Below are 20,372 nucleotides of genomic sequence, written 5' to 3' on the forward strand. Positions count from 1 at the left end.
GGCCCCTCTAACGCCATCAAGGGGCGGCATCGGCTTTTTCGCGTCTGAGCAGGCTACAGACTGCCCATACTGCGCATGCTGAAATTTCTGCAAAGCGCTGAACGGGAGGCGCGCATCAACCCGTGGTTGGCCACAGGAGAGCGTTGATAGGTTTCTCCTGCACTCCCAAGCGTGCGAGGAGGACGCCTCGGCGCCGTGCCGGGGTTCTGGAAACCGCGCCTTAGAGAAGTTGAACGTCTCCGTTCACAGGAGGGCGTTCAGGGCGGTCGCTAACTGGCGCGACGTCACCGGCTTGTGGATGATGCCGAGGTTGTGCGCCCTCGCATGGTGCTGAACCTCGGCCCCGGTTTCTCCGGTCAGGAGAATGCTCGGCACGGCGGTGCCGCACATCTCCCGCATGCGCAAGATCGCGTCCACGCCACTTTGTCCCTCGCGCAACCGGTAATCCGCTACGACGACACTCGGGCGCCGGCCAGAGACCCGGAGATGGGCAAGGGCCTGGTCAGCGGAGCCCGCCGCCAGCACCTCATACCCCCAGGTTTCGAACATCGCCTTCAAGCCGAGCAGCACGATGGTGTCATCGTCCACCAGAACGGCGAACCGGCCGTTTCCCTTCACCTCGGTGACCGGCGCCGGAGCGCAGCGTGGTTGCGCTTGACCGAATGGCACTTCGACGCTGAACACCGACCCTTGTCCCTCGATCGAGCGGATGTGGACGGGGTGGTCGAGGAGAGCCGACAGGCGCTGCACGATGGCCAACCCCAGGCCGAGACCCTGGTTGCGATCGCGTTCCGGATTGCCGACCTGATGGAACTCCACCCAGATCCGGTCCAGGTGCTCCGGGGGAATGCCGATCCCGGTGTCGGACACCTCGATCCGGAGGCGATCGCCGGTTTCACGGCACTCAATGCTGATCTGTCCCGCTGGGGTGTAGCGCACCGCATTCTCGACCAGGTTCCGCAGCATGCGGCCGAGAAGCGTGCGATCACTGCGCACCACCGCGCGGCATGGCGCGACCTGCAGGTCCAAGCGCTTGGCTGCGGCGATGGGAGCGTAGGCCGCGGCAATTTGGTGGCGAACTGATCGGGGCTGATCTCGGCGGTCCGATGCCGGACGACATCCGTGACATCCGTGACCTGATGGATGACCCAAGCAACCTCGCCATTGGCATCCGGCACCGGCGTGTTGACCGGGCTCCAATACCGGTCCTCGTAGCCGCCCCCCTCGGCGGCCGGTCGGGGCAGGTCGTACCGCTGCACCGGCATGGCATCCGGGCATCGGTTCCGCAGCACACGCTCCAGCGAGGCCCGCAGGTTTCGCGCGCCGGTCGCGTCGGGATCGGCAGGATTGTCGGGAAACACCTCAAACAAGGGGCGGCCAAGAATGTCCTCGCGCCGCGTGCGCGTGGCCCGCAGATACGCATCGGTGACAGCAACGATCGTCAGATCTGGCGTCAACACCAGGCAATTGCCCGGGGCCGCACCGAAAAGCATGCGGAAATCGGGTTCGACGTTGGCCGACGTCTGTCTCACAGGGCGGGGGCCTTCCGGCTGCGGCATTGTTGTCTGGTCCAACATTGTGCCCAACGCGGACGTACCCAGCAAGCCGCGCGGAGAGGGCCACCGTCCAACAGTGGCGTCGGCGTGGGTGCCGGGCCGGCTGCAGAGCATGACTTGGCCAACCTGTGGCCTCGGTCGTTCCGGAACGGGACCTTGGTTGCTTGGTGACGTGTGGAAGCTTGACCGCGGGCGCGAAGCGGACGGCGGGCCCGCGGAGCGGTCATGTTGTCAATCGGATTGAAAGCGGCCCCCCTGCAAGCGAACAAAGTTGACCCCCTGCTTTGCTGACAGCAGATCGTCCCGGTAGTCCCCAGCCCCGCCCCGACGGCCCCCTCATGTGGCAGCGGCGGGGCGGGGCTGTGGACCCACCGGGGCGATCGTCGGGATCGCTGAGACCTTGGAGCACAAGGGCTCCATAGATCAGACGCGGTTCTTAAATCGCTAGCTTTCGTTGCCGGTCTCGATGATGTCGCAGTGGTGCGTCAGGCGATCGAGAAGGGCTGTGGTCATCTTGGCGTCTCCGAAGACACTCGGCCATTCGGCAAAGCTCAAGTTTGTGGTCACCAGGACCGAGGTCCGCTCGTAAAGGCGGCTGATCAGGTGAAACAGCAGCTGACCGCCACTGGAGGCGAAGGGCAGATAGCCCAGTTCATCGAGCACCACGAGGTCCAGGCGGGCCAACTGACCGGCCAACTGCCCCGGTTTGCCGGTGCGGGCTTCCAGGTCGAGCTGATTGACAAGATCGACGACGTTGAAGAAGCGACCACGGGCGCCGTTGCGGATGCAGTTCGCGGCAATGGCAATCGCCAGGTGACTCTTTCCGGTCCCGGTGCCGCCGCAGAACACGGCGTTGCGTTGGGTGTCCAAGAAGCCGCCGTCGTGCAGGCTGCGCACCAGCCCCTCGTTCACGGGGGTGCCGGTGAATTGGAAGTCGGCCAGGGACTTGGCCAGCGGCAACTGGGCGATGCCAAGCCGGTAGCGGATCGAGCGGGCATGCCGCTCGGCGGCCTCGGCCCGCAGCAACTCGCCCACGACCGTCATCGGATCGAGCGTGCGCCTCATCGCGTCCGCCATCACCTCATCGTAGGCCGCCCGCATGCCCGACAGCTTGAGCGTGGTGAGCAATTCCACGATCTCATGCCGCTGCATCATAGACCTCCGGACGCTGCCGCAAGGTGTCGTAGCGGGCGCAGTCGGCCACCGGCTCCTGGCTCAGCGCCAACGTGATCGGCGTGGCGACCGCAGGCGGTGGTGGCCCGTCACGGTGCCGCGCGAGGATGTTGAGCACGGCATCCTTGCTGCACACCCCGGCGGTGACCGCCTCCCGGCAGGCCATCTCCACGGCCTCCAGGCCATCATCGAGGACGGCGGCGAGAATGGCGACGAATTGGCGGTCCCCATCGGTGTGGCCGACCAGCCGCTTGTGAATGGCCCCCAGTCCGGGCGGCAGGACCCAGCCTTTGAAGGGCGCGCCATTGCGCAGTGCGCCCGGCTTGCGCGCCAGCACTGGCAGGTAGTGCCAGGGATCGTAGACGACCCGGTCGCGCCCAAACTGGCGCGGATGATCGGGGACGATCTCACCGTCGCACCACACAACGAGGCGCTCGGCATAGGCGCGGATCTGCACCGGACGGCGGGCCGCCTTGGCGTGGATGCTGTACTTGTTGCGGTCGAAGGTGACCAGGCAGGTCTTGGAGGCCGTGGCCTCGACCTCGTGGAACCCGTCAAAGGGACCGCGATATTCGATCAGCATCGGCTTCTCGGTCTCGAACACCTCCCAGATCGTCTTGTCTTTGAACTCGGGATGGCGGGTGTCGCGGGCATACTGGAGGCACCGGTCCAGCAGCCCAGCGTTCAGCGCCTCCAGCGACGGAACGTGGAGGCGCGGGGTGAAGAAGTTGTCGCGCACCAGCCCGACTTGGTTTTCCACCTGGCCCTTTTCCCAGCCGGACGCCGGGGTGCAGGCCACCGGCTCGACGAGGTAGTGCGAGCACATCTGGGCGAAGCGGCGGTTGAACCGGCGCTCCTTGCCGATGAACACCGTCTCCACCGCCGTCTTCATGTTGTCGTAGATGCCGCGCGCGCAGGCCCCGCCGAAGGTCCGGAAGGCCCGATCATGGGCGTCGAAGACCATCTCCTGGGTCTCCCGCGGATAGGCGATGGCCAGAAAGAAGCGGCTGTGACACAGCCGGATGTGGGCGACCTTGACCGTGGTGGTCACGCCCGCCAGGACGACGATCTCGTGCGACCAGTCGAACTGGTAGGCGTCGGCCGGGCTGAAGGAGAGTGGGATGAAGGTCGGCCCGGTGAGCTGATCGTGCTCGCGGCGCCATCGCCGGACGTAGCGTTGGACGCTGTCGTAGGCCCCCGGGTAGCCGTTCTGGCGCAACTCGCCGTAGAGGCTCTTGGCAGTTCGCCGCCGCCGCCCGTTGTCCTCGGCGTCCTTCTTCAGCAAAGCATCCAGCAGGTCCTTGTGGCTCTCCAACTGCGGCATCGGCTGGTGCTTGCGCGGGGTGTAGCGGAACTCGGTGGCCCCGCTGCGGATGATCTTGCGGACCGTGTTGCGGGACAGTTTCCGGTCGCGGGCGATCTCCTTGATGGCTTTCTTTTTGACGAAGTAGTCCGTGCGGACTTTTCCGATGGTTTCCACGACGAGCATCCTCGATCCGGCCCCGCAATCTGTTCGTTGCGGGCGCCATGCCAGACGGAGGGGGCGGGGTCAAAGTTCGAAGCTGCCTACCCCCAAAGAGGGGGCAACTTTGCTCGCTGAAACACACGCCTTCGGCTCAAACCCGACAGCACATGGCGCAGCCATGTGCGAAAGGGTCATACGGCCGGCCGATCATGGAACTGTTCATGCGCCGGCCGTATCACACAGCTGCCGGTATGAAGGTGGCAATTGAGGTGGGTCGCTCCATACTGCGGAAGCGCGTATTGCGACGAGACGCTCCGGGTTCGAGCCATGGGCGAGAAAACCGCGCCATTCACGGTTTTCCTTGGTGCTCTTCCATAACCCGAAGGAACTCGGCCAGTGCGGCCCGTTGCGCATCCGTCAACCGGCTGATCCGTTCGGCCAACTCATCGGTCGATTGCGACGAAGCCGGGGCGCCGCTCGCCGCGCCGTCTGGTCCGGTGGCGGGCTCCGTGCCTCCTGACATGAGCCAGTCCGGATCGACGTGGAAGGCGTGAGCGTAAAGCTTCGCGCGAATGGCCGTCAGCACCCGTTGCCCACTCTCGTCCAGGGGGTAGTCAGGCCAGCCAAAGGCGTCCGCAGCGGCGCGGGCGCCAGCATACCCGGCGCGCTCGCGTGCGCGCCGAAGGCGCTCGGCCGTGAGAACATCAGCTTGCGACGGCATGTCGGAACATTGCCAGATGTCGGGCGTGCGCACAAAGCCGCGAAAGAGTTACCGGTTCCCGACCATCGGTCGGAAGAGCGCAGGCGCGGCTTTCCGCATCGAGCGGCCTGATCACCATACGTCACCGACCAAGCGCCGCCAGCCACGCGTGAATGGCCAGCCAGACGATGGCGTGGGCCGAGCGACCGACCAGGACGCCGACGTGTTGAAGCGCGACCCCTCGGTCGCCGGTGTAGTGGAGCACGTGCGCGTCGCGACCGGCGAGCACCGCGAGCGCCGAGGCGGGCGGAAGACGGTGCTGCGCGGATCCACCACCACGGTCACACCACGGTCACGTCCGTCAAGGTGGTGGAAATTGGAAGGTGGTCAGGTGCGTCGTCGGTCAGGCCGCCTTTGCTGAGGGGAGCGGTGTGATGGCGGGCTCGTCGGCGGCGATTCCGGCCATGGTTTCGAGCGTCAGGTAACGGTGTTGGAGCTGCCAGTCATCATTTTGCTCCAGCAAGATCGCGCCGACTAGCCTTCGAACACTTTCCTCGTTCGGGAATATCCCAACAACATCGGTGCGGCGTTTGACTTCCTTATTGAGACGTTCGAGGGGATTCGTCGAGTGTAATTTGGTGCGGTGTGCCTCGGGATAGTCCATGTAGGCCAGCACGTCGTGCTCGGCGGCATCGAGCAGCGCCGCCACCTTGGGAAAACGCGCCCGCAGCTGATCGGCGACATGGCGCCAGACCTCACCGGCGCTCTTGCGGTCGGGCTGCACGAAGACTTGGCGCACGGCGGCGGAGACGACGGTCTGCTGGCCCTTGGGCACGTGGCAGAGCAGCGAACGAAGGAAATGCACGATCCGAACGCAATCGACCGAATCCACTTCACGGTCACGCTGGCGTTTGCTTGGCCGCACCTGGCCAAATCGCGACACCGTCGCCAGTGACCACCGGGGCCGACTGTTTGGCGGACACCTCCACTACGGAGATGTCTGCCCATGCCGCATCATCGACAGCCCCCGACGCCAGCGATTTGGACCATCCACTCCGTCTTCGTCCGGACCCGCGACGGGCCGGATCGGTTGGCCGACACCTACCGCCGCCTTCTCGTCCCCGTTGCGGAATCACGGCCAGCGGCGACCGCCGGCTTGACCGAGGGAGAAGCATCATGCGCGCCGCCATCTATGCCCGCGTCTCCACCGAGCGTCAGGAACGCCAGCAGACCATCGACAGCCAGCTCACCGCCCTGCGCGCCTGGGCCGGCGCCAACGATCATGACTTGAGCGACCGCCACGTCTTTCGCGACGAAGGCTACAGCGGCTCTCGCCTCGATCGGCCGGGGCTGGATGCTCTGCGCGATGCGGTGCGCGACGGCGAGGTGGAGATCGTGGCCGTCCTGGCCCCGGATCGTCTGGCCCGGCGCTATGTCTACCAGGCACTGCTTCTGGAAGAGTTCCGCCGGGCGGGCTGCGCGGTGGCCTTTCTCAACCATGCGATCTCCGACGATCCCGGCGATCAGCTCCTCCTGCAGATCCAGGGCGCCGTGGCCGAGTATGAGCGCGCCCTGCTGGGCGAGCGGTTCCGCCGCGGCAAGCTCCAGAAGGCGCGGGCTGGCCAATTCGTCGGGGGCCGTGCCCCCTACGGCTACCGCTACCTGCCGCGGCACGAGGGGGCGCCCGGGCGTCTGGTCATCGATGACGCCGAAGCGGACCTCGTCCGTCTGCTCTATGGCTGGCTGACCGAGGAGCGGATGAGCCTGCGCCAGATCCTCAAGCGCCTGAACTTCGGTCCCTGGTTTCCGCGCTGCGGCCGACGTCCCTGGTCGCCCTCGACCGTTCATCACATCCTGTCCGACCCGGTCTACACGGGCACCGCCTACTCGAACCGCTATGAGTACGTGCCGGCCACGAAACCCCGCACGCGCAAGCCCAGTTACTCAGGCGTCGGGTGCCGCCGGCTCCGGCCAAAGGAGGAGTGGATTCCGATCGCCGTGCCGGCCCTCATCGACCAGGAGACCTGGGACCGGGCGCAAGCCCAGTTGGCGCGCAATGCCACGCTGTCGTTCCGCAACAACACCAAGCACACTTACCTTCTGCGCTGCTTGCTGACGTGTAGCGCCTGCGGCCTCACCATGTTCGGCACCGTCCGCCCCGGCGGGCGCCGCTACTACCGGTGCGCCGGCAAGGACTGGTTGGAAACCGCCCGTGCACAGCCCTGTCCGCGCGCCTGCGTGAACGCCGACGATCTCGAACGCGCGGTCTGGGAGCATGTCCGCGGCCTGCTCGAAGCGCCCGATCAGCTGGTGGCCCAATTCCAGCAGTTTGCTGACGAGGCCGACCACCATGCAGCCCAGGAGCAGCGGGCCGAGCAGCGGATCGCCGGGCGCCTTGGCGGGCTTGCCCGCGCCGACCAACGCCTGCTTGATGCCTATCAGGCGGCGGTGATCAGCTTGGAGGAGTTGACCGAGCGGCGCCAGCAGGTCGCCGACCAACGGCGCGCGCTGGAACACCAACAGCAGCAACAGCGCGTTCTACGTGGCCAACGCGCCAAGGCGCAAGAGGTCGTGGGCGAGCTGACGGCCTTCTGCGCGCGTGTTCGGGAACGGCTGGACGACGCCTCTCTTGCTGACAAGCAGGCCATCTTGCAACTCGTCATCGAGCGCATCATCGTCCATGACGACAGCTTGGAGATCCGCCATGTCATCCCGCTGCACAGCCCGCCACCCGGCCGGGACCCGACAGCTGAGCCGATTGGTGGATTGCGTTCGGATCGTGTGGATGACACGCCGCCGCGATGGTGGCTGACGAACAGCGCGTCGGTTGCGTCCAGTTCGTCGGCGCTGCCCATCTCGGCCGCAGGGCGCGATCGAGGAAAGCGGCACGACCAAGCGTTCGGACGGGAACGGCATTGCGGTGCCCGCGGACTATCCACCGCGAAATCCCGGAGATGAGGCGTCGCCAGGATCTCCACAAACCGGCGAGCAGCTCTGCCCCGATTGTGGCGGTTCGGGTCGGCTTCAAGGCGGGCCCTGTTGGGCGTGCGGCGGCACAGGAAGGATCATCGTCATTGTCGGCGATGCCTGACGATGAGTGCATCCGGGGCTGCGTGGTGACGCGCTCTACAATCGACCCGCGCTTGGAGGGCTGAAACTGGCGGCATGTGCGGCCATTCTGACCGCGTCCCCTCAATCGGCATCAGCATCAATCCGTCCGATGCCCGACGCAGATCGGTGGCCATCCGTCGGTGGCAACGCGTGCCCGTGTCGTGGAGAGGCAAATCTGCCTGATGGACGAGCGACTGCAGCGTGCGGCACACTGCGCGCCCATAGGAAAGCCTGGGAGAGCGTGAATTGGCCGATCGTTTGGATGCTGAGGCCCAGCGGACTGCGAAACGCTTGCTCAAGCCTCTTCTGGTGAAGGCGCAGGTCAAGGTGCGTTCCGGAGAACTTCCGGCGGCGGCTTTCGGTCCGGGGGTGGTTCCGGCTGCGATGTGGCCGTCCTTGAAGCGGTCGAACCTCGCGGGCGTTCACATTTATCGCAGCGGCACCGGATGGCAGGCGGACATCCTGCTCAAGACCTCGGCACCCGGGGGCGGAACCATCATCGGCACCGATGCCGCCCAGGGGTGCTCGACGCGAGAGGAAGCGGTCGAGGCCGCGATCGACATGCTCGCCACCGTGATCCTGATCGAGACCGGCCAAGCAGCGTCCACAGCCGAAGCTCGGCCTGCCGGCGACCATCTCACTTTCGATCTGGAAGGGCTTCCGATTACGTTGGAGCCAAACTTTCGCGAAGCGGTGCCGCAGGCCGTGCGCGACATCCCGACCAGCGACGTCAAGCAGACCCTGGTCCGGTATCTGTCCGCTGATTTTCCCAATGGCGTGACACGGGACGCCTTTGCCGCGCTGCCCTCGGAACGACGAGGCAGCTATGTGGGATTGGCGGCGGCCCTATTGCAACGTGGGGTGCTCGAATTTCGGCGCGAGAATGGCGCAACCGTCAAATAGCCGGTGTGCCGCCTTCACCTTCAACATGTGGATCGAGGACTGCGACCCGCCGTTCCGTTTAGGCTCCACTGTGACGCATCCTGCACGATGCTGCCGATTATGATCTCTGGACACGCGACTCCTCATCGCCATTTTCCGTGCCCCGTCATGGGCACCATTAAGGAGGAACCCAAGTGTCCTTTTCCACGTCGGGTAGCATCCCCGCCGATCCCAAGCTGGAGGCCCGCCGCCGGTTGACCGACGCCATCGTCACGTACCTGCAGGTGTGTACGGATTTGGCAGCCGCGACGGAACGCGCCACGGCGACGAGCGGCAGCATCGACACCGCAGCGCGGCGGAAGGCCTACCAGACGCTGACCGAACTCGGCGACCAGGTCCGGTTGGCGCAGCGCCGACTGGTGACCGTATCTCGGCAGGTCCGCCGCATCATGCCGGCCGTCGATATCGAGGATGTAGCGAAGAAGCTCGACAAGAGAGACACCCCCGAGAGTGCCGCTGTTCTCGTGAAGGCCGCCCTCGCCGGCTGATGCGAGCGGCGCTTGAACGATGATGCTCGTCCCGGGCGACAAGGGGCCGCCCCGAGGTGGCCCATCCGTGAGTGCCGGGTGTACCCGGCACTCGCTGTTTCCCAAGCGGGCCGATCGTGGCTCTTTCGGGAATGGGCACGGTCCCGTGTCGTGGCCTATGGTCTCGCCACCGGTGTGGTCCGCACCGGGCGACCTTCGATGGGGTAGGCAGGGTCATTGTAGCCTGGAGACGAAGGATGTCCGGGCGTCACCAGCCGGTCGATCAAGGCCTCGTCCTCGGCGGTGAAGGCGTAATCCAGCGCGCCGAGGTAAGCGCGCCATTGCTCGTCCGTGCGCGGCCCGGCGATCGGCGCGGTCACAAGGCGGTTGTTGAGCACCCAGGCAACAGCGAACTGTCCCGCTGTGATGCCGCGCGCGTCGGCATGGCTCTTGATTTCCTGGGCGATCTCCAGGCTTTCCGGACGCCATTCCGTGTTCATCATGCGCTGGTCCTTGCGGCCGGCGCGGGTGTCGGGAAGCGGTTCATCCCTAGGGCGATACTTGCCGGTGAGCACGCCGCGGGCGAGGGGACTGTAGGGGACCACGCCCAAACCGTAGTGGCCACAGGCGGGCAGGATCTCAACCTCCGGCATGCGGTTGAGGGCGTTGTAATAGGGCTGGCAGGCCACCGGCCGGTCAATGCCCAGACCGTCGTACAGACGGCAGATCTCGGCGATGCGCCAGGACCGGAAGTTGGACACGCCGAAGGCGCGGATCTTGCCGCTGCGGATCAGGTCGCCCAGCGCGGCAACGGTTTCCTCCAGCGGCGTGTCGGGGTCTTCGCGGTGCAGGTAGTACAGGTCGATCCAATCCGTGCCAAAGCGCCGAAGGCTCGCGGCGCATGCCACGTTCAGCCGGCGCCGCGAGAGGCCGCGCTGGTTCGGGTCCGGTCCCGTGGGATTGCCGACCTTGGTCGCCACCACCCAGCGTTCGCGGTCGCCGCTCACGGCGCGGCCGACGATTTCCTCCGACCGACCGTCGTTGTAGACGTCGGCGGTGTCGATGAAGTTGATGCCGGCCTCCGCGGCCTGCGCAATGATCCGCGCGGCCGTTGCCTCGTCGGTCGGGCCGCCGAACATCATGGCGCCGAGGCACAGCGGCGACACCTTCACGCCACTGCGGCCAAGCTTGCGGTAGTCCATCCTATTCACCCTCCCGTTCCGCTGGTTTGGTCGGCTCAGTCCGTCATCTTGCCCGTGCGCGCATGCGCAGATGATCACGGACATCCAGGACAGTATCTTGAATATGGTTTTCGCGTTCAATCGGGGGCTGACAGCCCGTTTTGAAAGCCGCGCCCACTCCGTTTGAGCGACGGTGACGGCTGGTGGAGTCGGCTGTTCGGAAGGGGACTTTCCCGTCTGGAGGCCGCCGATGTGGACCCCTTCGGATCGCGCTCTGGTTGGAGACTTTGGGTCCGGCCAGGCGCTCAGCGATGACCAGTTCCGTCTTCTTGAACCGTTGATCCCGCCGCCCAAACCCGGTGGTCGGCCGCGCACCACCGACATGCGGAGCATGCTGGACGGCCTGTTCTACGTCGTGCGCACCGGCTGCCAATGGCGCCATCTCCCGCCACCACCAGCCTTTCCGCCGTGGCAGACCGTGTATGGCTACATGCGCGCTTTCCAGAAGGCGGGCGTGTGGGAAGCGATGCGTCACCACCTGCTGGTCATGCTGCGTGAGCAGGAGGGGCGTGAGGCCAGCCCAACAGCGGCGATCTTCGACACCCAAAGCGTCAAGGCGACCGAAAGGGGGGGGCGCGCGGCTGGGATGCGGCCAAGAAGGTCTGGGGCCGCAAACGCCACATCGCCGTCGAGACCGGCGGCTTGCTGCTGAGCGTCCTCGTCCATGCCGCCAACATCCAGGACGCCGACAGCGCCGGGGACCTGCTGAGGCGCATCAAACGCCTGTACTGCTGGCTCCGGGCGGTGTTCGCCGACAGCATCTACAACCGCCTGCCGGTCCTGCTCGCCTGCTTCCTGCTCGGGCTGACGCTCATCATCGTGCGCCGGATCGCCGGGACCGGCTTCATCGTGCTGCCTCGGCGGTGGGTGGTTGAAAGATCGCTCGGGTCGTTCGGCCGGTATCGGCGGCTGTCCAAGGGCTACGAGGATCTGCCGGAGGTCTCCGAGACCATGGTCACCCTCGCCGCCATCCGCCTCATGCTGCACCGCTTGGCTCACCCGAACCGGAAGCGACTGCCTCCTCCCTGACTTTCAAACCGGGCCGGTCACCGAATATGTGTGCCCAATCTGCATTCGCTCACGCTGAATAGTGACCCGATTAAGCGCAAATATAGCCTAGTGCAGCGTTTCTTTTTTTCGAGACGGAAACGCGTGAAAACAAGCAGACGATGCGCTAACCTACCATCCATCCCTTCCGTTGGTGAGATGGATCGAAGAAGGGGACTGTTCAAGGGAGGCATCGCCATGCACGCCATGATCCGCTCCTACTCTGGCAAGGGCGGAAAGGAACTTGCCGATCTTCTGGTTCAGCGCCAAGCGGAGGTGAAAGCCGTTATCGGTGGGGTGCGAGGGCTCGTCAGCTGCGACATTATTCGGACGGGTGAAGGTTGCATGACTATCACCGTATGCAACGACAAGTCGGGCACGGATGAAAGTCTCGCGAAGGCAAAGGCTTGGCTCAAAGAGAACGCCTCCCATATCGAGGGCGCCATGCCGCAAGTATTGGAAGGGAACGTGGAAGTCCACCTCCCGTAAGATCGGGCGCTTAAATAAGGCGGCACTATGCCGACAAGCGTGAAGCCTCGGCATGAGCAAGGGACAAAGTGGCGCCCTCGATTATTTCGCTAATGGAACGACAGCCGCTGTGATGGCTTGCCACGCTAAGTGTCAGGACAGGAAGCATCCGGAGGATATCAACGAGGGAGGATCAGCCATGTCGGCGGAAGATGATATCCGTAGTGCGTCAGAACGCTTCTACTCATCCTTGAACCGCATGCTCAACGGGGATGTGGCCGCAATGGCAGAGGTCTGGTCGCACACCGCGACAGTTACGACCCTGCACCCGGTTGGTGGTCGCGAGGTTGGTTGGGAGAGTGTCGGCAATAGTTGGTCGCAAATCGCCACATTGGCCACTGGCGGACAGATTGGACTCGCTGATCCGCTCATCCAAGTCGTTGGCGACATGGCTTATGAAGTCGGTGTCGAGAAGGGCCAATGCACGCTTGCCGGGAGGCAGGTCCCGATCAACGTCCGGGTCACTAATGTCTATCGCCGAGAGGCAGGGGCCTGGAAGGTGGTCCACCATCACACCGATCTGTCCCCGGCCATGCAAGACATCATTCGCGACCTGCCAGGGAAACCATAGTTGGCCTCACTCCGGTCGTGGTGCGCCGGATCGCGCGCACCACGCAGTTCTTCATCGTTCCGCGCCGGTAGGTGGTTGAAGGAACGTTCGGGTCCGTCGGGCGATGGAGGTGCTTGCCCAACGATCATAAGGAACTGCCGGGGGGCTCCAAGGTGACGGTGATCTCGACGGCCATTCGCCTCATGCTCCACCGTCCCGCTCACCGCATCGGCAAACACCTCTTCCAACTTCCATAACGGGCAGTGAGTGAATTTCGGCATAACCACCGCCCCGACGGTAATGCGTTGCTCTGGACCGAGGACCGCCTGGTGATGCAGCCGCCGGCTTTCCTCCGTTCGTCCATCGGCTCCATCATTGCCCCAAAGCAGTTTGCTCAGAATGGTGTTCTTTCGCTATGAGTTCTGGCGGAAGGACAGCTGTGCGGACGGGGGCAGGAACAGTCTGTTGGGTACGGCATGAGCATGGATGTCTGGGATTTCGGCGCGGCCGATGACGATCCGGTCGGGCGGTTGGTGGATTGGCTTGGGCTGGCTTCCGGTGAGCGATCCGGCCAGGAGCCGGTTGTGCTTGAGCGTGTGATGGCTGAGGCCCGGCGACCGGGTGCGGACGGGCTGGTCTGGGCGGCGGTGGCATTGCGCCTGCTCGCCGGTGGCACCGAGCCGTCGGCGATCGGAGACGTGGCGACCTGGAAACGGGTGGTGGCGAACCTCAACCGGGCCACATGGTTTGCTGCGGCCGGCCCCGACGCGAAAGCGCTCTACGACGCGGTGATCGAACAGGTGTTGGCGGATCATGCCTGCACAGGCCTCCAGCCGACCATGAGCGAGGTCCTGGGCCGGATCGCTGCATTGCCGGCACCAATCGTCGTCGCGGGGGTGCTGGACTTCACGGCGGGCTTCTTCGACAACGAAGAGAGCGCGGCGCTCGCCCCGGCCTTCGTGGAGGTGGTGGAGGCGCAAGCGGCAGCGCGGGGAAGGGCGGTGGACGCGCCGCGCTGAACATTGTACCCGTCCGTCAGCCGTAGGGCGTCGTGTATAAGCACGGAGCGCATGGACTTACGATGAAAGCAGCGCTTTCCCGAGTTCCTGATGTCAGAAATAATTGGGAACACGACGACTTTCGCTTCGTTCGGTTTGCAAATCAGTTTTCCTCGGAGATCGCTTATGCACGACAGTTGCGAGGACCGCGTCCGGCACCGCGCTCGTGAGATTTGGGAGCGCGAAGGACGTCCGGAAGGGCGGCACGAGATCCACTGGGCGCAGGCCTGCGCGGAGATCGAGGCCGCGGAGCGCACGGCCGATGCGGAAGTGGAGACCGTCGCGCTGGTGGCCGAACCGGAGGCCCCCCGCCGCCGTCGAGCCCGTGCAGGCGATCCAGTCACCGCTACCAAGCGCGCGAGCCGGGCGAAACCGGCGACGCACGTGGCCGAAGCCGGCCCTGGGGAGGAGGCCTCGGTCGATGCTGTACCCGCGGCCGAAAAGCCAAAGGCCACACGTGTCCGTGCCCTGAAGGGAAAGCCGGTCAGGGAGGCGTCAATGACCGTCGTGACTTCCAAGAAGAGGTCGAAAGCCGTCTGGAGCCCGGCGGACATCAAGCCGGAAAAGGCAGCATCCTCGACCAAGACACACAAGGCCGCCAAGCAAATTGCCGGTGAGAATGGCGGCGATCCGCGCCAAGCCACCAAGGGTCGCGCCAAGACCCAACGCACGCCCACGGTTTGATGACGGTGGGGCAGGGTGTCCACCATGCGGTGGCCATTGAGGGCGCTCCTGGCCCGTGCCCGGTCGGCGGCGAGGCCGCATCAGATCAGGCGAGTTTGTTCGAGTGGGTCGAGGAGATCGGGGCGGTCATTGCGCACGTTGCCGACGTCGCGCGACACCGGCCACATGCGCATCGCCGATGCCGGATAGGGGCGCAGCAGAGACCTCAATGTATCGTCCGATACGGGCTCCTCGCCGAGCCAAGCCGGCCATTGCGCGGGTGGTAGGATCACCGGCATGCGGTCGTGCAACTCCGACAGAAGCGCATTGGCCGTGGTTGTGATGATGGTGAAGGTGCGCTCCCAAAGTCCGTCAGGGCTTTTCCAGGCTTCCCACAGCCCGGCCATGGCGAAGGGGCTGTCGTCGGTCGTCGTGGATCAGTTTGCTGCCGATCGCCGCGTCCTTGGCCCACACCGGCACCAAGCCCCACCGCAGCTGGTGCAGGTTGCGCTCACCGGTGTCCGGATTGAGGCGCACCACCGGCAATTCCTGCAGCGGGGCCGCGTTGAAGCGGGCTGCGAGATTCGGCAAAGGGCCAGCGACGCCGAAACGTTCGGCGATCAAGGATGGAGGGCTCTTGAGGGCAAAACGTCCACACATGGGCGCATTGTAACCGCAATCCGTGGCCCGGCAAGAGCTGACGGAACCAACGTTGGAGGACGAGTACGGAGGGGGGCAATGCCGTTGGCGATGGAAAGCGAGCCGGTGACGGTTGGGAAGGGGACAAGCGTGCAGGAGCGTTTTGTGGACCGGGCTGGCTCGGCATGGTGCGGGCGGCGGTGGGGCCGCCGCCCACGGGTTCCGCAAGCTGAGAGGGGGATCAACGCAGCTTTTGGTCCGGGTTTCCATATGGCCTCCGAAGGGTGGAAAAGACAGCCCCCATGGCCGCTGATCCATCTCCACCAAGGCCGATCATCGGCACGAAACCGCGTCGCTTGCTGGACATGGCCAAGAGGCTCTTGCGCGCAGAGTCGGTGACAGGTTAACTCAAAGTCCACAGGAAACCCTGGGGGACACTGGGGTTCCGCCACGCATGGGGAAACTGGAAATGACCAAGTCCGATCTCATCGACGCCATCGCTGCCAAGCTGGGCGGCACCAAGGCGGACGCCGGCAAAGCGCTGGATGCCGTGATCGACAGCCTGCAGGACGCACTCGTCAAGGGCGAGACGGTGAAGCTGCCCGGCTTCGGGCAGTTCGAGATTGCCGAGCGCGGTGAGCGCACCGGCCGCAATCCGCAGACCGGCGCCGAGATCAAGATCGCGGCCTCCAAGGCGCCGAAGTTCTCCGCCGGCAAAGCCCTCAAGGACGCCATCAACAACGGCAAGGCCGCGTAATCCCGAAGCGTTCTGAATTGGCCGCGCCGGAGGAGGCAGAGATGCTCACTTCCGGCATGGTCCGGCGCCCACCCGCGGGGCACGAGGCCACAGCGGCATCGCTCCCTGACTTCCTTGGCGATGGTCAGGGAGCGAGACGCTCATGCAGCTCCGGCGGCAGCGTTCCAAGGCCGAGCAGACGGTTCACGCGTAGGATGAGCATGGCGCTGACCAGGTCTGTCAGCTCTCCCCGATCCACCATGCCGACCACCTCGGCGAAGGGCAGGCGACGCACGGCCAAGTCTTCCTGAGCGTCCGGTTCGGCAGCATCGTCGCAGTCCAGGTCCCACGCCACAAAGGGCGTCACGCGTTCGTCCGATAGCCCCACCGAGGTTTCCATAAAGGGCAGCGCAAGCCAACGGCGGGCAACCAGCCGCGTTTCTTCGGCCAACTCGCGGCGCGCTGCGGCCTCCGGCTCTTCGCCGGGCTCACCGTTCCCTTTCGGGATTTCCCAGAGATATCGGTCGAGCGGATAGCGGAACTGTCCGACCAGGCGCGTCCGACCGCGGCGGTCGATGGGCAGCACCGCCACGCCGTGATGCTTCACCCGCACAACGCCGTAGGTGGTCCGTTGCCCACCGGGATCGATTACCTCGTCTTCCACAACGCGCATCCAGTCGTTCTCAAAGGCGGTGCGTGAGCCCAGCGTTCGCCAGGGGTTGTGTTCCTCGTACTCGGCCACTGCTTGGTCTCCTGCTGACGGCCAAAAGAATGTAGAGCGGTTGCGGCGTGTCCCACCGGTCAGGTGGTGCAGGCACGTGGCCCTTCATCGACCACTCCCAAGGTCGAGCCCCTCGCGTTGGAGGAAGGACTGGGGTGTCAGATCATCGAAGCTGAAGACCTCCTTGTGAGCCAGAAGATCACCATCGCTGCTGACGACCGGGCATCCGGTTGCCGCCCCCAGGGCCGCAAACTTCCGATCACTGGGATCCGTAATGTATGCAAAGGTGTCCGGCGCCATGGCGCCCGGTGAACGCGCCCGCGTCGGCGAAGAGGTCGGACACGTCCTTCCAGTGCAGGCGCGGAATTCGGCTGAGCACCACCTCACCTTCGCGCTGCGTGGCCTCGGTCCAGATCAGCCGATAGCGTCCGTTTCGGATTGCCGCGACCAAGCGGCCTGACGCGCTTTGTGGCCGGAAGCCGGCCGCCACAAAGACGTTTGTGTCCAGGATGACACCCTTCATGGCGGCGCCTGTGTCGCGAGACAACCGAACGTCGGAGGCATCTTCGGCCGGTTCATGCACGGACTCCGTTTCCATCACCTTTGTGCCGTTGCCGTCCATTACCGTTGGATGTCGCTTGACCGGATCATCAGGGATGGTCATTCCTGCGATCACTGGCGACCATGTCCGCGGCGTCCAGGATCGCCCTGGCCAGCGTGCGGGCGATGCAGTCATAGCCGAAGTCGGTCTGGTGCACACGGTCCGACCCGACCAGGTCGGACATGGAAACCTGCCGCTGCTGAAGCAATGTGTGCATCATGGCAAAGCGGCGAAACAGACCAACACCCTCATCGGCCGCGATCCGCGCGAGGCGCTGTTCCATCTCCTCGTAATGCGCCCTCTCCAGGATCGCCGGGGTGTATTGCAGGTCCATCAGGACCACATCCAGCCCGGCTGCTTTGAGCCGCTGCGCGCCTCGGCGGATCACCACCTCGTTGACAGTGAGATCGATGTCGCGCAGCACGGCATTCGCGCCCACCTGCCAGATGACCAGGTCGGGTTTCTCATCCAGAACGTCGCGCTGGAAGCGCTCCACCATCTCCGACGCGATCTGCCCGTTGATGCCCTTGTTGAGTACGACGGTGGGCGACCGCGGCAGGCGTTGGTGCAGGTAGCCGGCGAGACGAGCGGGGTAGGTGTGCACGGGATCGCTGGCGCCAGCTCCGGCCGTCGAGGAGGAACCGATGGCCACGATGCGCAGCGGCTCGTCTTTGGCCAAGCGCTGGGCCACATGCGGCAGCGGTGCGCCGAGGGTGACGTCTTGATCCGGAACGTCGCACCCCGGCGATCCGCCGCCTGGCGCGCCGGCCGCTGCGCGGGCCAGCAGCAGGATGACCAGACATGGAACGAGCGGGCCGATGATCATGATGGAGCCAGAAGGGCCAACAGGGTGATCTTCGTCGCCGTCAACCGCGCTGCCAACGCATCGTTCCGAAGTAGGGCGGGGACCCGCCGTCTCCCAGGCTCATAACCGGCCCGCGCGTCGCGCCTCATTCCTGCCCCAGATGGCGGCGAACTGCTCCTTGGTCTGGGAGGCGTCAAGCTGCGGGAACTCGTTGTACCACGCCTCCACGATCAGCGGTTCCTTGCCGGCCAAGTCGCAGCCGCATTTCAACAACAGCCTCCAGTCATCTTCAGGGCGATCCCTCGCTTCTTTGGCAACCCGGCCCTCAGCGCCTTCCAAAGGCGATCCAGCCCATGTTGGCGTCGCGCCGCACATGCCAACGATCGACGACCCGCGCTTTGGGCATCAACTCGCAGATCACCGTCCAGTAAGGACGCCGCATGTCCACAATGATCATCACCTCGTCTCCGCAACTGATAAACTTCCCATCTGCGATGAAGCAAGTCATTGACTTCTTTTATTTCACGAACATTACGCAAATATGCCGAGCGATGTTAAGCGCATCACAGTTTTCGTTATTCTTGCGACCGATACTGTCGAGTCCCGAATGAGGCATCTTGATGAAAACGAAACCACCAAAGCCAGGAGGTCTCATGGGATGTGAAATCTAGGTGCATCAAAGCATGGAGTATCAATCAATGGATGTTCCCATTTACGGCACCAACGGCCCTGACTTGCTCGACGGTAAGGGCGGCGACGACACGCTGTACGGCCGGAACGGCAACGACACGCTGTACGGCGGCACGGGCAACGATACGCTCTACGGAGAGGCCGGCAACGACACGCTCTACGGACAGGACGGCAATGACACGCTCGACGGATGGCGCGGCAGCGACTTTCTGGACGGCGGAAATGGCAATGACACGTTGAACGGCGGAGCCGAAAACGACACGCTGTGGGGAGGCAAAGGCGACGACAAGCTGGAGGGATGGAACGGCGATGACGCGCTCTACGGGCAAGACGGCAACGACACGCTGGACGGCGGGGCCGAGAACGACTGGCTGAAGGGAGGAAACGGCCACGACGAGCTGTACGGCGGTCTGGGCGACGACACGCTCTTCGGAGAGGACGGCAGCGACCGGCTCTACGGAAACGAGGGCAACGACAATCTGGAGGGTGGAAACGGCAGCGACATGCTGGACGGCGGTCTGGATAACGACACGCTGGGCGGCGGGAGCGGCAACGACAGGCTCTACGGACGGGCCGGCGACGACACGCTGTGGGGCGCCACGGGCAACGACGTGCTGGACGGCGCGACCGGCAACGACGCGCTCTACGGACAAGACGGCAACGACACGCTGGATGGCGGTGCCGACAACGACTGGCTGAAGGGAGGAAACGGTCACGACACGCTGTCCGGCGGTCTGGGCAACGACACACTCTACGGAGAGGACGGCAACGATAGGCTCTACGGAGAGGACGGCAACGACAGGCTCTACGGAGAAGACGGCAATGACACGCTGGACGGCGGCTTGGGTAACGACACGCTGTTTGGCTGGAACGGCAACAACACGCTCTACGGACGGGCCGGCGACGACTTTCTGCAAGGGTACAACGGTAACGACACGATCTACGGAGGGGACGGCAACGACTTTCTGGACGGCGTGCAGGGCAACGACTTGCTGAGCGGTGGGAACGGCAATGACTGGCTGCGCGCTTACATGGGCAACGACACGCTCTACGGAGAGGACGGCAACGACACGCTCTACGGAGAGGACGGCAACGACTGGCTGGACGGCGGCTTGGGCAACGACATTCTGGGCGCCGGCTTGGGTAACGACACGCTGGCCGGCGGTATGGGCGACGACACGCTCTTCGGAGCGGACGGCAACGACAGGCTCAACGGACAGGACGGCAACGACGCGCTGAACGGCTGGAACGGCAACGACTGGCTGGACGGTAGTGTCGGTGCCGACACATTGTGGGGCGGCACGGGCAACGACACGCTCTACGGCGGCTGGGGCAAAGACGAGTTGCTCGGCGGCGCCGGTGCGGACGGGTTCTACTTCGATACGGTGGACAGTGGCAACCTTATCGCCGGCCAAGCCGACACCATCACCGACTTCAAGGACGAAGACCAGATCTGGCTGAAGGGCAGCTACTCCTACGCGGGCAATACCAGTGCGCCCGGTGATGGCCAGTACAGCATCGGGCAGCAGAGTGGGGGCTACGTGGTGACCTGGAACGCCTACAACGACAGTGGCTACCACAATGTCTTCGTTAAGGGCGACAACCCGCTGGGCGACATCTCCTTCTACTGACAGCCTGTTTGAGACGTGAGGCGGAGGCGGGCTGAGGGGTGGAATGCG

The 20,372-nt window shown here is 64.7% G+C and carries 23 protein-coding genes and 2 pseudogenes; 10 read left to right on the forward strand and 15 right to left on the reverse strand.

Annotated elements, in window-relative coordinates; all coding sequences use genetic code 11:
- Positions 1-243: 243 nt before the first annotated feature.
- The 7 genes and pseudogenes from M2351_RS20960 to M2351_RS20985 all read right to left on the reverse strand — a co-directional run.
- Positions 244-1,029 carry an ATP-binding protein gene (locus M2351_RS20960; protein WP_264657992.1) on the reverse strand — a complete coding sequence of 262 codons (786 nt, stop codon included), beginning with the start codon at positions 1,027-1,029 and terminating at the stop codon, positions 244-246.
- A gap of 143 nt (positions 1,030-1,172) precedes the next feature.
- A pseudogene (locus M2351_RS45205) lies at positions 1,173-1,670 on the reverse strand (PAS domain-containing protein); the annotation flags it as partial.
- 330 nt (positions 1,671-2,000) lie between these two features.
- Complete coding sequence (gene istB / locus M2351_RS20965) at positions 2,001-2,711, reverse strand: IS21-like element helper ATPase IstB (RefSeq protein WP_319801906.1); 711 nt, start codon at positions 2,709-2,711, stop codon at positions 2,001-2,003.
- Entirely contained in the window at positions 2,695-4,218 is a 1,524-nt protein-coding gene (istA, locus tag M2351_RS20970; RefSeq protein WP_264657993.1) for an IS21 family transposase, read from the reverse strand. Before istA ends, istB begins: the two co-directional genes overlap by 17 nt.
- A gap of 325 nt (positions 4,219-4,543) precedes the next feature.
- Positions 4,544-4,948, reverse strand: coding sequence for a hypothetical protein (locus tag M2351_RS20975; protein ID WP_264657994.1), 405 nt, complete (start codon positions 4,946-4,948; stop codon positions 4,544-4,546).
- Between the two features lie 88 nt (positions 4,949-5,036).
- The gene (locus M2351_RS20980) at positions 5,037-5,159 is read right to left on the reverse strand and encodes a hypothetical protein (protein ID WP_264657995.1); all 123 of its coding nucleotides are present in this window, start codon (positions 5,157-5,159) and stop codon (positions 5,037-5,039) included.
- A 138-nt stretch (positions 5,160-5,297) separates the two neighbouring features.
- A pseudogene (locus M2351_RS20985) lies at positions 5,298-5,759 on the reverse strand (transposase); the annotation flags it as partial.
- Between the two features lie 311 nt (positions 5,760-6,070).
- Between M2351_RS20985 and M2351_RS20990 the strand changes: the two are divergent.
- The 3 genes from M2351_RS20990 to M2351_RS21000 all read left to right on the forward strand — a co-directional run bounded on the left by M2351_RS20990 (position 6,071) and on the right by M2351_RS21000 (position 9,435).
- On the forward strand, positions 6,071-7,852 hold the full coding sequence (locus tag M2351_RS20990; protein WP_264657996.1) for a recombinase family protein: 1,782 nt from the start codon (positions 6,071-6,073) through the stop codon (positions 7,850-7,852).
- A gap of 399 nt (positions 7,853-8,251) precedes the next feature.
- The gene (locus M2351_RS20995; RefSeq protein ID WP_264657997.1) at positions 8,252-8,908 is read left to right on the forward strand and encodes a hypothetical protein; all 657 of its coding nucleotides are present in this window, start codon (positions 8,252-8,254) and stop codon (positions 8,906-8,908) included.
- A gap of 173 nt (positions 8,909-9,081) precedes the next feature.
- Positions 9,082-9,435, forward strand: a complete 354-nt coding sequence (locus tag M2351_RS21000; RefSeq protein WP_264657998.1) for a hypothetical protein — start codon at positions 9,082-9,084, stop codon at positions 9,433-9,435.
- A gap of 155 nt (positions 9,436-9,590) precedes the next feature.
- Here the strand turns inward: M2351_RS21000 and M2351_RS21005 are convergent, their stop codons facing one another.
- Positions 9,591-10,616: an aldo/keto reductase gene (locus M2351_RS21005; protein ID WP_264657999.1), complete on the reverse strand. Its 1,026-nt coding sequence runs from the start codon at positions 10,614-10,616 to the stop codon at positions 9,591-9,593.
- 229 nt (positions 10,617-10,845) lie between these two features.
- Between M2351_RS21005 and M2351_RS21010 the strand changes: the two genes are divergently transcribed.
- From M2351_RS21010 to M2351_RS21030, 5 genes are all read left to right on the forward strand, one after another.
- Positions 10,846-11,684, forward strand: a protein-coding gene (locus tag M2351_RS21010) for an IS5 family transposase (protein ID WP_264658000.1) whose coding sequence is annotated in 2 segments (ribosomal slippage) — positions 10,846-11,224 and positions 11,224-11,684 — 840 coding nt in all. Because the reading frame shifts where the segments join, the coding sequence is not laid out codon by codon here.
- A gap of 216 nt (positions 11,685-11,900) precedes the next feature.
- Positions 11,901-12,191, forward strand: a complete 291-nt coding sequence (locus tag M2351_RS21015) for a hypothetical protein (protein WP_264658001.1) — start codon at positions 11,901-11,903, stop codon at positions 12,189-12,191.
- Positions 12,192-12,243: 52 nt separating this feature from the next.
- The gene (locus tag M2351_RS21020) at positions 12,244-12,801 is read left to right on the forward strand and encodes a YybH family protein (RefSeq protein ID WP_264658002.1); all 558 of its coding nucleotides are present in this window, start codon (positions 12,244-12,246) and stop codon (positions 12,799-12,801) included.
- Positions 12,802-13,256: 455 nt separating this feature from the next.
- Positions 13,257-13,799, forward strand: a complete 543-nt coding sequence (locus tag M2351_RS21025) for a hypothetical protein (RefSeq protein ID WP_264658003.1) — start codon at positions 13,257-13,259, stop codon at positions 13,797-13,799.
- 90 nt (positions 13,800-13,889) lie between these two features.
- A complete protein-coding gene (locus M2351_RS21030; RefSeq protein ID WP_264658004.1) occupies positions 13,890-14,522 on the forward strand; it encodes a DUF2934 domain-containing protein in 633 nt (210 codons plus the stop codon).
- An 80-nt stretch (positions 14,523-14,602) separates the two neighbouring features.
- On the opposite strand, the gene M2351_RS21035 is transcribed toward M2351_RS21030, so the two are convergent.
- The gene (locus tag M2351_RS21035) at positions 14,603-14,908 is read right to left on the reverse strand and encodes an SOS response-associated peptidase (protein WP_264658005.1); all 306 of its coding nucleotides are present in this window, start codon (positions 14,906-14,908) and stop codon (positions 14,603-14,605) included.
- A complete protein-coding gene (locus M2351_RS45485) occupies positions 14,874-15,458 on the reverse strand; it encodes an SOS response-associated peptidase family protein (RefSeq protein WP_319801910.1) in 585 nt (194 codons plus the stop codon). The genes M2351_RS21035 and M2351_RS45485 overlap by 35 nt, the downstream gene beginning before the upstream one ends.
- A 151-nt stretch (positions 15,459-15,609) precedes the next feature.
- Here M2351_RS45485 and M2351_RS21045 point away from each other — a divergent pair, with 151 nt between their 5' ends.
- The gene (locus M2351_RS21045; RefSeq protein ID WP_264658007.1) at positions 15,610-15,897 is read left to right on the forward strand and encodes an HU family DNA-binding protein; all 288 of its coding nucleotides are present in this window, start codon (positions 15,610-15,612) and stop codon (positions 15,895-15,897) included.
- A gap of 124 nt (positions 15,898-16,021) precedes the next feature.
- Here the strand turns inward: M2351_RS21045 and M2351_RS21050 are convergent, their stop codons facing one another.
- From M2351_RS21050 to M2351_RS21070, 5 genes are all read right to left on the reverse strand, one after another.
- On the reverse strand, positions 16,022-16,618 hold the full coding sequence (locus M2351_RS21050) for an NUDIX domain-containing protein (protein ID WP_264658008.1): 597 nt from the start codon (positions 16,616-16,618) through the stop codon (positions 16,022-16,024).
- 238 nt (positions 16,619-16,856) lie between these two features.
- On the reverse strand, positions 16,857-17,261 hold the full coding sequence (locus M2351_RS21055; protein ID WP_264658009.1) for a PIN domain-containing protein: 405 nt from the start codon (positions 17,259-17,261) through the stop codon (positions 16,857-16,859).
- Positions 17,248-18,024 carry an SGNH/GDSL hydrolase family protein gene (locus M2351_RS21060; RefSeq protein WP_264658010.1) on the reverse strand — a complete coding sequence of 259 codons (777 nt, stop codon included), beginning with the start codon at positions 18,022-18,024 and terminating at the stop codon, positions 17,248-17,250. The genes M2351_RS21055 and M2351_RS21060 overlap by 14 nt, the downstream gene beginning before the upstream one ends.
- A gap of 99 nt (positions 18,025-18,123) precedes the next feature.
- The gene (locus tag M2351_RS21065; RefSeq protein ID WP_264658011.1) at positions 18,124-18,273 is read right to left on the reverse strand and encodes a hypothetical protein; all 150 of its coding nucleotides are present in this window, start codon (positions 18,271-18,273) and stop codon (positions 18,124-18,126) included.
- Positions 18,274-18,328: 55 nt separating this feature from the next.
- Positions 18,329-18,460 carry a transposase gene (locus tag M2351_RS21070; protein ID WP_264658012.1) on the reverse strand — a complete coding sequence of 44 codons (132 nt, stop codon included), beginning with the start codon at positions 18,458-18,460 and terminating at the stop codon, positions 18,329-18,331.
- Positions 18,461-18,701: 241 nt separating this feature from the next.
- Between M2351_RS21070 and M2351_RS21075 the strand changes: the two genes are divergently transcribed.
- Positions 18,702-20,324: a calcium-binding protein gene (locus M2351_RS21075; protein ID WP_264658013.1), complete on the forward strand. Its 1,623-nt coding sequence runs from the start codon at positions 18,702-18,704 to the stop codon at positions 20,322-20,324.
- Positions 20,325-20,372: the final 48 nt, after the last annotated feature.

The sequence above is a fragment of the Azospirillum canadense genome, from assembly GCF_025961225.1.
Lineage (GTDB): Bacteria > Pseudomonadota > Alphaproteobacteria > Azospirillales > Azospirillaceae > Azospirillum > Azospirillum canadense.

Bases quoted from the DNA above. Each gene is read 5' to 3' on its own strand.
- M2351_RS21055 (WP_264658009.1), bottom strand. From the start codon at position 17,261: ATGACCATCCCTGATGATCCGGTCAAGCGACATCCAACGGTAATGGAC.
- M2351_RS21005 (WP_264657999.1), bottom strand. From the start codon at position 10,616: ATGGACTACCGCAAGCTTGGCCGCAGTGGCGTGAAGGTGTCGCCGCTG.
- M2351_RS21020 (WP_264658002.1), top strand. From the start codon at position 12,244: ATGAGCAAGGGACAAAGTGGCGCCCTCGATTATTTCGCTAATGGAACG.
- M2351_RS21075 (WP_264658013.1), top strand. From the start codon at position 18,702: ATGGATGTTCCCATTTACGGCACCAACGGCCCTGACTTGCTCGACGGT.
- M2351_RS45485 (WP_319801910.1), bottom strand. From the start codon at position 15,458: ATGGATCAGCGGCCATGGGGGCTGTCTTTTCCACCCTTCGGAGGCCAT.
- M2351_RS21035 (WP_264658005.1), bottom strand. From the start codon at position 14,908: ATGGCCGGGCTGTGGGAAGCCTGGAAAAGCCCTGACGGACTTTGGGAG.
- M2351_RS21015 (WP_264658001.1), top strand. From the start codon at position 11,901: ATGCACGCCATGATCCGCTCCTACTCTGGCAAGGGCGGAAAGGAACTT.
- M2351_RS21060 (WP_264658010.1), bottom strand. From the start codon at position 18,024: ATGATCATCGGCCCGCTCGTTCCATGTCTGGTCATCCTGCTGCTGGCC.
- istA (WP_264657993.1), bottom strand. From the start codon at position 4,218: ATGCTCGTCGTGGAAACCATCGGAAAAGTCCGCACGGACTACTTCGTC.
- M2351_RS21025 (WP_264658003.1), top strand. From the start codon at position 13,257: ATGAGCATGGATGTCTGGGATTTCGGCGCGGCCGATGACGATCCGGTC.
- M2351_RS21030 (WP_264658004.1), top strand. From the start codon at position 13,890: ATGTCAGAAATAATTGGGAACACGACGACTTTCGCTTCGTTCGGTTTG.
- M2351_RS20990 (WP_264657996.1), top strand. From the start codon at position 6,071: ATGCGCGCCGCCATCTATGCCCGCGTCTCCACCGAGCGTCAGGAACGC.
- M2351_RS21045 (WP_264658007.1), top strand. From the start codon at position 15,610: ATGACCAAGTCCGATCTCATCGACGCCATCGCTGCCAAGCTGGGCGGC.
- istB (WP_319801906.1), bottom strand. From the start codon at position 2,711: ATGATGCAGCGGCATGAGATCGTGGAATTGCTCACCACGCTCAAGCTG.
- M2351_RS21070 (WP_264658012.1), bottom strand. From the start codon at position 18,460: ATGATCATTGTGGACATGCGGCGTCCTTACTGGACGGTGATCTGCGAG.